Here is a 14,715-nt window from a genome sequence, read left to right as displayed (position 1 = left end):
CGTGAACGATCTTTCATCCGTCGCAGTGGACGGAACAGCGGTGCGCACCGGACTCTTCATCGACGGCGAGTGGCAGCCCTCGGCTTCCGGCGCGACATTCCCGGTCTACGATCCGGCGACAGAGCGCCTGATCGCCGAGGTTGCCGCTGCGAACGCCGATGACGCGCGGCGAGCGCTGGACGCCGCCCATCGCGCGCAGAAGAGCTGGCGCAAGACTTCGCCCCGAGAGCGCGCAGAGCTGCTACGCCGCACCTTCGAGATCATCCAGTCGCGCAGCGACGAGTTCGCCGCGGTGCTCACCGCCGAAATGGGCAAGCCGCTCGGCGAGAGCCTCGGTGAGGTCGCCTACGGCAACGAGTTCATGCGCTGGTTCTCCGAGCAGGCGGCGCACGTCGAGGGCACCTTCGGCCAGAACCCGGCCGGGCAGACCAACATCATCGTCACGCGGGAGCCGGTCGGTCCGAGCCTCATGATCACCCCGTGGAACTTCCCTCTTGCGATGGGCACCCGCAAGGTCGGCGCCGCGCTCGCCGCGGGGTGCCCGGTCATCATCAAGCCGGCCGCGCTCACCCCGCTCACGATGGCGCTGTTCGTCGAGGCGCTCGAGGAGGCCGGAGTACCCGCCGGTGTCGTGAACCTGATCCCGAGCGATCGTGCCAGTGTCATCTCGTCGAGCTTGATGTCTGATGCCCGGCTGCGCAAGGTGTCCTTCACCGGCTCCACGGGCGTGGGCTCCACGCTGCTCGCCCAGGCGGCCGAGCACGTGCAGAACAGCTCGATGGAGCTGGGCGGAAACGGACCCTTCGTCGTGCTGAGCGACGCCGACGTGGAAGCGGCCGTGGAGGGGGCGATCACCGCGAAGTTCCGCAACGGAGGCCAGTCCTGCGTCGCGGCGAACCGCATCATCGTGCATCGCGATGTCGCCGAGCGGTTCACCGAGGCGTTCGTGCAGCGGGTCGAAGCGCTTCGTATGGGTGACGGCCGCGGTGACGGCACGGACGTGGGTCCGGTCATCGACGGTAAACAGCGGGATCGTATCGCGACACTGGTCGACGATGCCGTCGCAGGAGGCGCGACCGTGCGCGTCGGGGGCTTCGTGCCCGCTGGTGCGGGCAGCTTCTACCCGCCCACCGTGCTCACCGGCGTCGATCCGGGGAGCGAGATCTCGCGCGAGGAGATTTTCGGGCCGGTCGCCACCATCGCGGTGGCCGACAGCGATGAGCAGGCGATCGAGATGGCGAACGACACTCCATTCGGACTCGTCGCATTCGTGTTCTCCCAGGGCCTCGACCGGGCGTTCTGGGCCGCCGGCGAGCTCGAAGCCGGCATGATCGGAGTCAACCGGGGCCTCGTCTCCGATGCCGCAGCCCCCTTCGGCGGAATCAAAGCGTCCGGCCTCGGTCGTGAGGGCGGAGCGTTCGGGATCGAAGAGTATCTTGAGACGAAGTACGTTGCCCTCAACAGGTGACTCGCCTGAGTAGATCTGAGAAACACAGAGGGTCCGGGATGCGGCGTGTGCACGACTCGAGGAGGCGGACGAATGGTGAGAGCCGATGCGAACGTGAAATCCGCGCGAGTGGGAACGGTCTCCCCGAGCGTGGGGATGGCGCTGAGCGTTCTCGACGCCCTCGCCGAAGCGCACCGCGACCTCTCGGCGACCGAGATCAACTCTGCCCTGGCCCTTCCCAAATCGACGCTGCACCGCATCCTCAACTCCCTCGAGCTCGAGGATGCGGTGCAACGCCACCCCGTGACCCGGCGCTATTCGCTGGGATCGAGGGTGAGCAAGTACGCGCCCCAGCTCGGCAGCAGCCAGCTCGTAACGGACTTCATGGAACTGGCGACCGACTTCGTCGCCCAGTACGACGAGACGATTCAGCTCTGCACCTACTCGCAGGGCGTGGTCACGTTCATCGCTTTCGTGGAGTCGACGCAGCCCGTGCGCCTGAGCTGTGAGATCGGACGTCAGCGGGCTGCGCACGCAACCGCTTCAGGCAAAGCTCTGCTCGCCCATTCCGAGGCCGAAACGGTGAGAGCTTTCCTCGAGGAGGGGGAGCTCTTCCCTATGACCGGTTCGACGATCACGGATCCGGAGGTTCTGCTGACGCAGCTCGAGCTTGTGCGCCAGCAGGGGTTCGCAACCGAGTCCCAGGAGTCAGCGCGCAACCTCTCGTGCATCGCCGCCCCGATCCGCGACCGAAGCGGCATCGCGATAGCGGCGGTCACCTTGTGCTTGCCGACGCGATCCATCCAGCAAGAGGATCTTGACCGGCTCGTCGGCCCCCTTCTAAGAATTGCGGATCAGCTCGATTCGACGTAACGAGTGTGCCGATTGCTGTTGCCCGCTTGCCTGTCCTAGCGACGTGTCGAAAGTGCTAGCAGAAGTGCTAAGCAACTTGTAGGTCAGGGTATCGCAGTGGAGTTATCCACAGGCCATGCGTCGTAGACCGCTGATTTTATGCGGCAGAACGCTCCACCGAGATTCGCGACGCGAGGGGGTCGAGGTCAGTTCAAGTCCCCCCTCGCGCACAGAACGAAAGTAGCCTATCACCAGGGATTTCATGATCCAGGTGAGGGGCTGTTTCGTTGTCATGGGGTGGGATATGGAGCAAACACCCTTGTTCGCCCCATCGCGGGGTTCAGGTTCCGGCGAGGCGGCCTGCGAACTGGCTGACGGCGTTCTTCTGCATTGTCGGGGTGACGTGGCTGTAGATGTTCATGGTCGTGGTGATGGTGGAATGCCCGAGGCGTTCCTGCACGACTTTGGGCGGCACGCCGAGTTCCATGAGGATCGTCGCGTGCGTGTGCCGGAGTCCTTTGAGGGTGACGCGGGGCAGGTGCTCGAACCTCTTGACCTTGACGGCCCATTTGAGGCGGCGATCCCAGCGACTCGTCATCGCGTCGGGCGAACGGAGCTCGCCGTCATCGTCGCCGAAGATGTAGGCGTCGGCCCTCGCCAGCTCGAACGACAGTTCGGCGCGGGTCACCTTGTAGGCGGTGAGCGCTTTGAGGGTCGCGGCGTCGACGTCGCTGACGCGGGCGTTGCCCGTCTTGGTGGTCTTGGTGGTCGTCCAGTCCTCGGTGTTCACCGCTCGCCGGATGCTGATCCTGCCGGTTTTGGTGTTGAGGTCGTTCCATCTGAGCGCGAGGGCTTCGCTGCGCCGCATTCCCGTGTTGGCGATCAGCCATCACAGGGCGAACAGCTCGTCCTGCTTCTCGTCACGTTCCCACGCGAGGAACGCGGCGAGCTGATCGGCCGTCCAGGTCACCAGCTCCGCCTTCTCCGCCCGCATCCGGCTTGCGGTCGCCGCTTTCGCCGCCTTCCGCTTCGCGGGGTTGGTGGTGAGGAAGCCGTCCTCGATCGCGGCTCCGGTTCCCTTGCCCTTGGCACTGTCGGCTACTCGGCAGAGCCGAACCGGCCCGCATAGTCGGCGGCGTCGAACACGCGCCCGGTCGGATCGATCTGCACGCCGCGCTCTTGGATGAGCCGCTGGCGCTCTTTCAGTGCCGTGAGGCGCTGCGTGTAGTCGTCGTGGCTGGCCTGGCTGGGGCTGCCGTGCTTCAACGCGCCCTCGAAATGCTGGACGCGGTTCAAGCACACCACCGCCGCCATCCGGGCCAGCCGCCGGCACCGGCCCGGATGGCGGGTCGAGTTCGAGTACCGTCGCAGCGGCGTTCTACCATACGCGGAACGGCCCGCCCCCTTGAGGGCGGGCCGTTCCGGCTCGGCACACCGGGTGCGCGATGGCGTGGGTCAGACGCGCTCCAGCGCGGGGGCGGGAGTCGCGGCCGTCGCGGGCAGCCGCGTGGAGGCCGGCCGACGCGCGGCCCGCACACCGTTGAGGATGACGATCACCTCGGCGATCTCGTGCACCAGCACCACGCCGGCCAGGCCCAGCACGCCCAACAGCGCGATGGGGAACAGCACGATGATGAGCGCGAGGGCGAGCCCGATGTTCACGGTCATGATGCGGCGACCACGGCGCGCGTGGGCCAGTGCACCGGGGATCAGCCGGAGGTCGTGACCGGTGAAGGCGATGTCGGCCGACTCGATGGCGGCGGCGGAGCCCGTGAGCCCCATCGCGATGCCGACGGTGGCGGTGGCCAGCGCGGGCGCATCGTTGATGCCGTCGCCGACCATGGCGGTCGGACCCTCGGCGACCAGGGCCGCGATGGCGTCGGCCTTATCCTTCGGGAGCTGCTCTGCGCGCACATCGGTGATCCCGGCCTGGGCGGCGATGGCGCGGGCGGTGAGCTCGTTGTCGCCCGTCAGCATGACCGTGCGGATGCCCCGCTCGTGCAGCATGGCGATGGTCTCCGCGGCCTCGGGGCGCAGCTCGTCGCGCACGCCGATGAGGCCGGCGACCCGCCCGTCCGTCTCGACGACGACGACCGTCATGCCCTGCCCGGCCATCGCCTCGGCGCGTTCGCGCAGCATCTCGGGATCGAGCCAGCGCGCGTTGCCGACGCGCACGCGCACCGCGCCGACGCGCCCGTGGAGCCCGTGACCGGCCTCTTCGACGACGTCGGTCGCAGCCTCGGCGCGCGGCGCCGCAGCAGTGATCGCCGCCGCGAGGGGGTGCACGCTGGTCGCCTCCAGTGAGGCCGCGAGGGCGAGCACATCGTCGCGGGAGTGTCCCGGTGCCGTCTCGACGTCGACGACCTGCGGCTCGTTGCGCGTCAGGGTGCCGGTCTTGTCGAACACGACCGTGCGGATGGTCCCGAACTGTTCGAATGCCTCGCCCGACTTGATGATGACGCCGAACTTCGACGCGGCCCCGATGGCGCTGATCACGGTGACGGGCACCGCGATGGCCAGGGCGCACGGCGACGCGGCGACCAGCACCACGAGCGCGCGCTCGAGCCACAGGCCCGGATCGCCCACGATGAAGCCGAACACCACGACCAGCCCGGCGAGGATAAGGACGGTGGGCACGAGCGGACGCGCGATCCGGTCGGCCATGCGAGCCCGCTCGCCCTTGCGGGCATGGGCCTGCTCGACCAGCGCGACGATCTGCGTGAGCGAGTTGTCGCGGCCGTCGGCGGTCGCCTCGATCCGGAGCGTCGCCGAGCCGTTGACCGAACCGGCGATCACCTCGTCGCCGGGGGCCACCTCGACAGGGATGGACTCCCCGGTGACCGCGGAGGTATCGATGCTCGACCGTCCCTCGACGACGACGCCGTCGGTGGCGATGCGTTCGCCGGCACCGACTACGAGAATGTCGAGCTCTCGCACGTCGGCGGCGGGGATCGTGACGTCTCCGCTGAGACGCGACACTCGCACCGTCTCAGGGATCAGCGACAGGAGGGCCCGCAGGCCCTCCTTCGCCCGGTCCATTGCCCGGTGCTCGAGCGACTCCGCCAGCGAGAACAGGAACGCGAGGGCCGCGGCTTCGCCGACGTAGCCGAGGGCCACACCGCCGACCGCTCCGATCGTCATGAGCAGGCCGACGCCGAGCCGGCCGCGCAGCAAGCGGCGGATCGCGCTGGGGACGAAGGTGTACGCGCCGACCAGGAGGGCGATCCACTGCACGATGAGTGCGGGGACCCCCAGCCCGGTCCAATCGAAAAGGTATCCGAGCGCGAGCGCGACGCCCGAGATCGCCGACGGGAGCATGGCCGGGTCGCGCCACAGCGGCGGCCGCACCTTCTCCTCGTCGTGGCCGTGGGTGGCCTCGTCGGGGCCGCAGCACGCGTCGCCGTCGTCGTGGCGGGGCGAGTCGGCACTGCGGGTGCTCGCCCCGACGACCGGTTCGGGGCCGCAGCAGGCGTCGTCGCTCGGGGCGAGCGGACGGCTCAGCGGTTGGCGCTTGACCGGCGTGACGGTCTTGCGGGGCTCTTCGGGGCCGCAGCACTCCTCGCTCATCGTGCCACCTCCGCCGCGGTCTCCTCGGCGCAGCAGAACGGCACGTCGCAGTCGGGGTCGGTGCAGGGCACGCCGTCGTCGTATGCGACGACCGCATCGACCAACAGCGTGATCGCCCGCGTCAGGTGGGGGTCGGCGATCTCATAGCGCGTCTGACGCCCCTCCGGTGTGGCGACCACGACACCGCATCCGCGCAGGCAGGCGAGCTGGTTGGACACGTTGGTGCGGCTCAGCTCGAGCGATTCGGACAGTCGCGCGGGGTAGCCTGGACCCGACAGCAGCTCCAGCAGGATTCTGGAGCGCGTCGGATCGGCCATCGCACGACCCAGACGGTTCATGACGTCGACTCGGGAAGCAATAGTCAGAATGCGACGACTATACATCAAACGATGTCCTATTGTCCACGTCGCCTCCTCGTCGCCTCCACGTCTTTCCGAGCTCATTTCCCAGCGAGGCACCTCGCGTCCGGAACTCGTCGGCGACATTGCGACAATCGGCGCATGACCGACGAGTCCCTCTCCCGCCGCACGCTCCCGATCTTCCTGATCGTTGCATTTCACGCGGCAGAACGCTCGGTCGGGATTCGCGGCGCGAGGGGTCGGGGTCAGTTCAAGTCCCCCTCGCGCACGCGAATGATAATGGCTCAGGGCTTGGGGCAGAGATACCAGGCCGGGGTCGTTTTCGTGTGAAGTGCGATAGAAAGATGCTCGTCGTCGGGTGAGCGCCGCGTCCCGTCTTGGTGGTTTCGGCGTTGATGTCCGACCACCTGAGCGCCAGCGCCTCGCTCACGCCCCTTCGTCGATCGAATTCATTCTCAGATGTAGGCATGACGTCAAGATTCACGTCTTCCCCGTATGGATTCCGTAAGGACGCCTGTCTCGAGGCGGAACTCGGGTGTTGGATCGGGAGTTGCGTCCGGTTCGGACGTGCGGCCAGTCGTCCTGCTGCGGCTGATGTCTGTGAGGAGCTTGTTGTGCTTGACATCGTCTACGTGTTCGGCGGGATCGCCTTGTTCGTCGTCGTCGGGCTGCTGGGGAAGGCGGTGGAGAAGCTGTGATCGTATTCGAGCTTCTCGCCGCCGGTCTCGGGGGAGCGGCGATCGTGTATCTCGTGTTCGCCCTCGTGAAACCGGAGCGCTTCTGATGGCCTGGATGTATGCGCTCCTCGCGCTCGGGACCGTCGCCGCGGTCCTGGTCATCCTCTACCGTCCGCTCGGCGACTACATGGCGTGGGTGTACACGTCCCGCAAGGACTGGAAGGTCGAGCGCGGGATCTACAAGGTCATCGGCGTCGATCCGAAGACGGGGCAGACCTGGCAGGCGTACCTGCGCAGCGTCCTCGCGCTCTCCGCGATCGGGCTGCTGCTCGTCTACGGTCTTCAACGCCTACAGCAGTGGCTTCCCTATTCCTTCGGCCTCGGAGCCCCCTCGGAGCACCTATCGTTCAACACCGCGGCGTCGTTCGTGGGCAATACGAACTGGCAGTCCTATTCGCCGGAGCTCACCGTCGGCTACACCGTGCAGTTCGCGGGTCTCGCGGTGCAGAACTTCGTGTCCGCCGCGGTGGGTATCGCGGTCGCGATCGCACTGGTGCGAGGTTTCGCGTACCGGCGGTCCGGCACGATCGGGAACTTCTGGGTCGACTTGATCCGTGGCACGCTGCGCATTCTGCTGCCGATCGCCGTGGTCGGCGCGATCGTGCTGATGATCGGCGGGGTGATCCAGAACTTCAACGGCTTCACTCCCGTCACCACCCTCACCGGCGCCACGCAGACCATCCCCGGCGGACCGGTCGCGTCGCAGGAGGCCATCAAGCTGCTGGGCACCAACGGCGGCGGATTCTTCAACGCCAACTCCTCGCACCCGTTCGAGAACCCGACCGCGTGGACAAACATCTTCGAGATCCTTCTGATGCTGGTCATCCCGTTCTCCCTGCCCCGTGTCTTCGGTCGGATCGTCGGCGACAACCGTCAGGGCTACGCGATCCTCTCGGTCATGGCGATCCTCTTCGCGGCGTCATTCAGCATCCTGACCGCGCTGGAGAGCACGGGAATGGGCACCGCCCCGGAGCTCGCGGGTGGGGCCATGGAAGGCAAGGAGCAGCGGTTCGGCATCATCGGCTCGACCCTGTTCGCCACCACCAGCACCGGCACCTCCACCGGGGCCGTGAACTCCATGCACGACTCCTACACGGCGCTGGGCGGCATGATGCCGATGCTGAACATGATGCTCGGTGAGGTCACACCCGGTGGTGTCGGCTCCGGTATCTACGCGATCCTGATCCTCGCGGTCATCGCCGTGTTCATCTCGGGCCTGCTGATCGGACGCACTCCGGAATACCTGGGGAAGAAGATCGGCCCGCGCGAGATCAAGCTCGCCGCGCTCTACATCCTGCTGATGCCGACGCTCGTGCTCACCGGCACCGCGCTGAGCTTCGCGATCCCCGGTGTCCGGGAGGGGGTGGAGCGCACGTCCATCTGGAACCCCGGTATCCACGGCATGTCCGAGGTGCTGTACGCGTTCACATCCGCTGCGAACAACAACGGTTCCGCGTTCGCCGGGCTCACCGCGAACACCCCGTGGCTGAACACCGCGCTGGGGCTCGCGATCCTGTTGGGCCGGTTCGTGCCGATCGTGTTCGTCCTCGCCCTGGCCGGCTCTCTCGCCGCGCAGGACAAGGTCCCGCCCACCTCCGGCACCCTCCCCACGCACCGTCCGATGTTCATCGGACTGCTCACCGCGGTCACGATCCTCGTGACCGCACTGACCTTCTTCCCCGTTCTCGCGCTAGGTCCGCTAGCGGAAGGGCTGATGTAAACCATGCCCACCATCACTGAGCCCCGCCCGAAAACGGCGGGCACCCCCGCACGGAATGGCGGGTTCACCTCGGAACAGGTCCGGGCAGCGCTCCCGGGCGCGTTCCGCAAACTCAACCCGAAGGAGCAGCGGCGCAATCCCGTCATGTTCCTCGTCTGGGTCGGCGCGGCCCTCACCTCGATTCTCGCGATCGCCGAGCCCTTCATCGGCGGCCCCGCCGATTCCGGCGGCACCGTCGTGCCGTGGTCGTTCACCTGGGCGATCGCGGTGTGGCTGTGGCTGACCGTGCTGTTCGCGAATCTCGCCGAGGCCGTCGCGGAAGGCCGCGGCAAGGCGCAGGCGGAGACCCTCCGCAAGACCCGCACCAGCACGATGGCCAACCGCGTCACCGGCTACGACCCCGCCGCGGATGCTGCCGCCGAGCGGGCCGTGATCACGCGGATCTCGTCCTCGGATCTCGTCCTCGGCGATGTCGTGGTCGTGACCGCGGGCGGTCTGATCCCCGGCGACGGGGACATCGTGTGGGGTATCGCGTCGGTGGACGAGTCCGCCATCACCGGCGAGTCTGCGCCCGTGGTCCGCGAATCCGGAGGCGACCGGTCCGCGGTCACCGGCGGCACCCGGGTGCTGTCGGACCGGATCGTGGTGCGCATCGCCTCCAAACCGGGTGAGACGTTCGTGGACCGGATGATCTCCCTCGTCGAGGGCGCCGCACGACAGAAGACGCCGAATGAGATCGCGCTGAACATCCTGCTCGCATCGCTCTCGATCGTCTTCGTCGTCGTCGCGCTCACGCTGAACCCGATCGCGTCCTACGCGGCCGCTCCGGTGAGCGTCACCGTGCTGGTCGCCCTGCTGGTGTGTCTGATTCCGACCACGATCGGCGCGCTCTTGTCGGCGATCGGGATCGCCGGCATGGACCGGCTCGTGCAGCGCAACGTCCTTGCGATGTCCGGGCGCGCGGTCGAGGCCGCCGGCGATGTCACAACGCTGCTGCTGGACAAGACCGGCACCATCACCTACGGCAACCGGCGCGCCGGCGCGTTCGTCCGGCTGGGCGACGTGGGCGAGCAGGAACTCGTCCGTGCTGCCGCCTTCTCCTCGCTCGCGGACCCGACCCCGGAGGGAGTCTCCATCGTCGAACTCGCCGAGCAGGAACACGGCGAGTTCGATCGGAACACCGCGGGTGAGATCGTCCCATTCACCGCGCAGACCCGCATGTCGGGGCTGGACCTGCCCGACGGCACCCAGATCCGCAAGGGTGCCGGCGCGGCCATCATGAGCTGGCTGGAAGAGGGCGGGGAACGGTTGCCGTCGTCGCTGGTCGCCGAGCTCGACGAGCACGTCGAACACATCTCCCAGTCCGGTGGCACCCCTCTCATCGTGGCGACCAGGGACGCCGCCGGCGCGGGGCGCCTCCTCGGGGTGGTGCATCTGAAGGATGTCGTCAAGGACGGGCTGCCTGCGAAGTTCGCAGAAATGCGGGCCATGGGCATCCGCACCGTCATGATCACCGGCGACAACCCGCTCACCGCCGCGGCGATCGCGAAGGAGGCCGGCGTCGACGACTTCCTCGCCGAAGCCACGCCCGAGGACAAGCTCGCCTACATCCGCAAGGAGCAGGAGGGCGGCAACCTCGTCGCGATGACCGGTGATGGAACCAACGACGCCCCCGCGCTCGCGCAGGCGGACGTCGGGGTGGCGATGAACTCCGGTACCTCGGCGGCGAAGGAGGCCGGGAACATGGTCGACCTCGATTCCGACCCATCGAAACTCATCGACATCGTGCGGATCGGAAAGCAGTTGCTGATCACCCGCGGCGCGCTGACGACGTTCTCGATCGCGAACGACGTCGCGAAGTACTTCGCGATCATCCCCGCAATGTTCATGGGCGTGTTCCCGCAACTCGCAGCACTGAACATCATGGGGCTGCACTCGCCCGCCTCCGCGGTTCTGTCGGCGATCGTCTTCAACGCGATCGTGATCGTCTTCCTCATCCCCCTCGCCCTGCGCGGCGTGAAGTACCGGCCCGGGAACGCCTCCAGCCTGCTCGGCCGCAACCTCACCATCTACGGGCTGGGCGGCGTGATCACCCCGTTCCTCGGCATCTGGCTGATCGACATCGTTGTCCGCCTCGTCCCCGGCTTCTGACACCTCTGGAGGGAAGAGCATGATGAACACGCGAGCTCGCGGAGTTGGGCGCACCATCTGGGTCGCGACCCGCGCCATGGCGCTCCTCACACTGGTACTCGGAATCGGGTACACGCTGGCCATCACCGGGATCGGGCAGCTCGCCCTTCCCGCCCAGGCCAACGGCTCGATCATCACCGACCGGGACGGCGCCCCCGTCGGTTCGTCGCTGATCGGCCAGTCGTTCATCGACGACGGGGGCAACCCGCTGCCGGAGTACTTCCAGCCGCGGCCCTCCGCCGCCGGCGACGGGTACGACGGCGGCGCATCGTCTGGGTCGAACTACGGCCCGGAGAACGAGGATCTCATCGCCGCGATCGCTGAGCGCAAGACCCGGGTGGCCGAGTTCAACGGCGTCAGAGAGGCCGAAGTGCCCGCCGACGCGGTCACCGCGTCCTCCTCGGGTCTGGACCCGCACATCAGCCCGGCGTACGCGGCGATCCAGGTCGGCCGGGTTGCCGAAGCGCGCGGCCTTCCCGCAGAACAAGTGCGGCAACTGGTCGCGGCGCACACCCAAGGCCCGGACCTGGGGTATTTGGGAGAATCAAGGGTGAACGTTCTGGAACTGAACATCGCCTTGGACGAGTTGGGGGGCTGATCATGCCGAAACGGGGGCGGCTTCGGGTGTTGCTCGGCGCTGCCCCCGGCGTCGGGAAAACCTTCACGATGCTGGAGGAAGGGCGACGCCTGCTCGCCGAAGGAAAAGATGTCGTCATCGGGATCGTGGAAACCCACGGCCGCGAAGCGACCGTCGCGATGACCGAAGGGCTCCCGGCGGTCCCGCGAACGCTGGTCGAGCATCGCGGGGTCGCCCTCGAAGAAATGGGCCTCGCCGCGGTGCTGACCCGCAAGCCCGAGATCGCGCTCGTCGACGAACTCGCACACACCAACGCGCCCGGATCGGTCAATGAGAAACGCTGGCAGGACGTCGAGGAGCTGCTCGCGGCGGGAATCGACGTGATCTCGACCCTCAATATCCAGCACATCGAATCCCTCAACGACGTCGTCGAGCAGATCACCGGCGTCCCCCAACGCGAGACCGTCCCGGACAGCTTCCTGCGCGGCGCCGAACAGATCGAAGTCGTCGACCTCGCCCCGCAAGCCCTCCGCGACCGCCTCTCCGGCGGTTTCGTCTACCCCGCCGAACGCATCGACGCAGCCCTCTCGAACTACTTCCGGCTCGGCAATCTCACCGCGCTCCGCGAACTCGCCCTGATCTGGCTGGCGGACGAAGTCGACCAAGCACTGAAGGGGTACCGCAAGGATCACGGCATCGACCGCACCTGGGAAGCCCGCGAACGCGTCGTCGTCGCGCTCACCGGCGGCCCCGAAGGCGAGACGCTGCTGCGGCGCGGCGCGCGGATCGCCGCCCGCTCCGCCGGCGGCGAACTGCTCGCCGTCCACATCGCGAGCCAAGACGGGCTCCGCTCAGGAAACCCCGCCACCCTCGCAGAACATCGCGCACTCGTCGAAAAGCTCAACGGCACCTACCATCAGGTCATCGGCGAGGACATCCCCACCGCGCTCGTGGAGTTCGCCCGCTCGGTGAACGCCACCCAGCTCGTCCTCGGCGTCAGCCGGCGAGACCGCATCACGGCGGCGTTCACCGGACCTGGAATCGGCGCGACCGTCGTCCGCGAATCCGGAGACATCGACGTGCACATGGTCAACCATGCCGCCGCGGGCCGCCGCTTCACTCTCCCCCCGCTCACCGGGGCGCTCACCCGCAAGCGTCGAATCCTCGGCTTCGTCGTGGCGCTCGTCGGCGGCCCCGCCCTCACCTGGCTCCTGACGCTGTTCCGAAGCGAGGACTCGATCACCACCAATGTCCTCAGCTACCAGCTCCTCGTCGTCATCGTGGCGCTCGTCGGCGGAATCTGGCCCGCCTTGTTCGCCGCAGTGCTGTCCGGGGTCACCCTCAACTTCCTGTTCATCGAACCGCTCTACACGATCCATATCCACCAGTCCCGCTATCTCCTCTCCCTCATTCTGTATGTCGTCATTGCCGGCCTGGTGAGCTTCGTCGTCGACCGTGCCGCCCGCTACACCCGTGCTGCCCGCCGCTCCGCAGCCGAATCCGAACTCATTCAAACCATCGCCGGCAGCGTGCTCCGCGGAGACAACGCGATCCAGGCTCTCGTCGACCGCACCCGGGAAGCCTTCCAGATCCCCGGCGTCCGCCTGATGAAGGGCGACGAGGTGCTCGCCCGGTCGGGGGAACCGGTGCCCGATGACCACCACACCAGTATCCGCGTCACCGACGACACCACCCTGGAACTGCACGGCCCCGACCTCGCCGCCTCCGAACAACGCCTCCTCAGCGTCGTCACCGCCCAGCTCACCGCTGCCCTCGAACACGAGCACCTCACCGAGGCTGCGAGACAGATCGAACCGATTGCCGCCTCCGACCGTGTGCGCGGCGCGCTCCTGTCCGCTCTCAGCCACGACCTGCGCCGTCCACTCGCCGCCGCCGCCGCGGCCGTCGGCGGTCTGAAAGCAGCAGGGCCCGAACTCGTGCTGGCCGACAAGAAGGAGCTGCTCGACACCGCTGATGAGAGCCTCACCGCGCTCGCAACCCTCGTCACCGACCTCCTGGACGTCAGCCGACTGCAGGCCGGTGTCCTCACCATCGCCGATATCCCCACCGACCCAGCAGAGACCATCGCCCCCGCCCTCGATGAACTCCACTTCGGGCCCACCGATGTCGCCCTCGCTCTCGATCACGGTGACACCCTCGTGCACGCCGACCCGGTGCTCCTCCAACGCGTCCTCGTGAACCTCCTCGCCAACGCCCACCGCTACAGCCCTCCGGGCGCCCCGATCCATGTCAGCACCAGCACGTTCGGTGAACGGCTCGAGATCCGCATCGTCGACCGCGGCCCCGGCATCCCGCCCGAGAAGCTGGACGACATCTTCCTGCCTTTCCAACGTCTCGGCGACACCGACAACACCACTGGCCTAGGCCTCGGTCTCGCCCTCTCCCGAGGGTTCGTCGAAGCGATGCGCGGCACCCTCACTCCCGAGGAGACCCCCGGCGGCGGGCTCACCATGGTCATCTCTCTTCCCACCGCACGCACCAGCCAGGAGCAATCATGAGAATCCTGATCGCCGACGACGACCCGCAGATCCTCCGCGCCCTGCGCATCACCCTCACCGCCAAGGGCTACCAGATCTTCACCGCCGCCGACGGCGCCGAAGCGATCACCGCCGCTATCGACCACCACCCCGATATCTTCCTCATCGACCTCGGCATGCCCAAGCTCGACGGCATCGAGGTCATCCAAGGCATTCGCGGCTGGTCGCGGGCCCCCATCCTCGTCGTCTCCGGCCGCCCCGGGGCCGCCGACAAAGTCGAAGCGCTCGACGCCGGCGCTGACGACTACATCACGAAGCCCTTCGCCGTCGAAGAGCTCCTCGCCCGCATCCGCGCCCTCACCCGCCGTGTTCCCCAAGAAGACGCCGCCCCCGTTGTGCACCTCGGCACCGTCACCATCGACCTCGCCGCCCACAGCGTCGTCCGCGACACCCCTGACGGGCAGAAGCAGATTCGGCTCACCCCCACCGAATGGCAGTTCATCGAGATCCTCATCCGCAACGCCGGAAAACTCGTCACCCGACAGACCGTCCTCACCGCCATCTGGGGCACCGAACACGCCGAAGACACCGGATACCTCCGCCTCTACGTCTCCCAACTGCGCCGCAAGCTCGAAGCGGACCCCGCGAACCCCGTCCACCTGCTCACCGAACCCGGCATGGGCTACCGGCTGGACGGCATGACCACATGACCTCTCCCGAAGAACTCATCGCCCGTGGGACTGTCTGAATAACGGTGTGTGAGGGTTC

13 protein-coding genes are annotated in these 14,715 nt (G+C 67.4%); 9 read left to right on the top strand and 4 right to left on the bottom strand.

The window, feature by feature from the left end:
* The first annotated feature begins 1 nt into the window (after window position 1).
* Both D1J51_RS14625 and D1J51_RS14620 read left to right on the top strand, forming a co-directional pair.
* Window positions 2-1,468, top strand: coding sequence for an NAD-dependent succinate-semialdehyde dehydrogenase (locus D1J51_RS14625; RefSeq protein WP_240423325.1), 1,467 nt, complete (start codon window positions 2-4; stop codon window positions 1,466-1,468).
* A gap of 72 nt (window positions 1,469-1,540) precedes the next feature.
* Window positions 1,541-2,320, top strand: a complete 780-nt coding sequence (locus tag D1J51_RS14620) for an IclR family transcriptional regulator (protein WP_119076409.1) — start codon at window positions 1,541-1,543, stop codon at window positions 2,318-2,320.
* Between the two features lie 319 nt (window positions 2,321-2,639).
* On the opposite strand, the gene D1J51_RS14615 is transcribed toward D1J51_RS14620, so the two are convergent.
* The 4 genes from D1J51_RS14615 to D1J51_RS14600 all read right to left on the bottom strand — a co-directional run bounded on the left by D1J51_RS14615 (window position 2,640) and on the right by D1J51_RS14600 (window position 6,234).
* Window positions 2,640-3,182, bottom strand: coding sequence for a tyrosine-type recombinase/integrase (locus D1J51_RS14615; protein WP_256386024.1), 543 nt, complete (start codon window positions 3,180-3,182; stop codon window positions 2,640-2,642).
* Window positions 3,183-3,397: 215 nt separating this feature from the next.
* A complete protein-coding gene (locus D1J51_RS14610; protein WP_119076405.1) occupies window positions 3,398-3,613 on the bottom strand; it encodes a hypothetical protein in 216 nt (71 codons plus the stop codon).
* A gap of 141 nt (window positions 3,614-3,754) precedes the next feature.
* Window positions 3,755-5,866, bottom strand: a complete 2,112-nt coding sequence (locus D1J51_RS14605) for a heavy metal translocating P-type ATPase (RefSeq protein ID WP_371414094.1) — start codon at window positions 5,864-5,866, stop codon at window positions 3,755-3,757.
* Window positions 5,863-6,234: a Cd(II)/Pb(II)-sensing metalloregulatory transcriptional regulator CmtR gene (locus D1J51_RS14600; RefSeq protein WP_119076499.1), complete on the bottom strand. Its 372-nt coding sequence runs from the start codon at window positions 6,232-6,234 to the stop codon at window positions 5,863-5,865. The genes D1J51_RS14605 and D1J51_RS14600 overlap by 4 nt, the downstream gene beginning before the upstream one ends.
* 458 nt (window positions 6,235-6,692) lie before the next feature.
* Between D1J51_RS14600 and D1J51_RS14590 the strand changes: the two genes are divergently transcribed.
* Genes D1J51_RS14590 through D1J51_RS14560 form a run of 7 tightly spaced genes read left to right on the top strand, consistent with a single transcriptional unit; the run spans window position 6,693 to window position 14,657 of the window.
* Window positions 6,693-6,923: a hypothetical protein gene (locus D1J51_RS14590; protein ID WP_119076401.1), complete on the top strand. Its 231-nt coding sequence runs from the start codon at window positions 6,693-6,695 to the stop codon at window positions 6,921-6,923.
* Entirely contained in the window at window positions 6,920-7,009 is a 90-nt protein-coding gene (locus D1J51_RS14585; protein WP_119076399.1) for a potassium-transporting ATPase subunit F, read from the top strand. The genes D1J51_RS14590 and D1J51_RS14585 overlap by 4 nt, the downstream gene beginning before the upstream one ends.
* Entirely contained in the window at window positions 7,009-8,682 is a 1,674-nt protein-coding gene (gene kdpA, locus D1J51_RS14580) for a potassium-transporting ATPase subunit KdpA (protein WP_119076397.1), read from the top strand. The genes D1J51_RS14585 and kdpA overlap by 1 nt, the downstream gene beginning before the upstream one ends.
* Before the next feature lie 3 nt (window positions 8,683-8,685).
* The gene (gene kdpB / locus D1J51_RS14575) at window positions 8,686-10,833 is read left to right on the top strand and encodes a potassium-transporting ATPase subunit KdpB (RefSeq protein WP_119076395.1); all 2,148 of its coding nucleotides are present in this window, start codon (window positions 8,686-8,688) and stop codon (window positions 10,831-10,833) included.
* 22 nt (window positions 10,834-10,855) lie between these two features.
* Window positions 10,856-11,470 carry a potassium-transporting ATPase subunit KdpC gene (gene kdpC / locus D1J51_RS14570; protein ID WP_119076497.1) on the top strand — a complete coding sequence of 205 codons (615 nt, stop codon included), beginning with the start codon at window positions 10,856-10,858 and terminating at the stop codon, window positions 11,468-11,470.
* Between the two features lie 2 nt (window positions 11,471-11,472).
* Window positions 11,473-13,968: an ATP-binding protein gene (locus D1J51_RS14565; RefSeq protein WP_119076393.1), complete on the top strand. Its 2,496-nt coding sequence runs from the start codon at window positions 11,473-11,475 to the stop codon at window positions 13,966-13,968.
* On the top strand, window positions 13,965-14,657 hold the full coding sequence (locus D1J51_RS14560; protein WP_119076391.1) for a response regulator: 693 nt from the start codon (window positions 13,965-13,967) through the stop codon (window positions 14,655-14,657). Before D1J51_RS14565 ends, D1J51_RS14560 begins: the two co-directional genes overlap by 4 nt.
* The last annotated feature ends 58 nt before the right edge of the window (window positions 14,658-14,715 follow it).

This window comes from Leucobacter sp. wl10 (assembly GCF_003569785.1).
Classification (GTDB): Bacteria; Actinomycetota; Actinomycetes; order Actinomycetales; family Microbacteriaceae; genus Leucobacter.
Note: the sequence above shows the minus strand (reverse complement) of the source record. Positions and strands in the feature narration are given on the sequence as shown.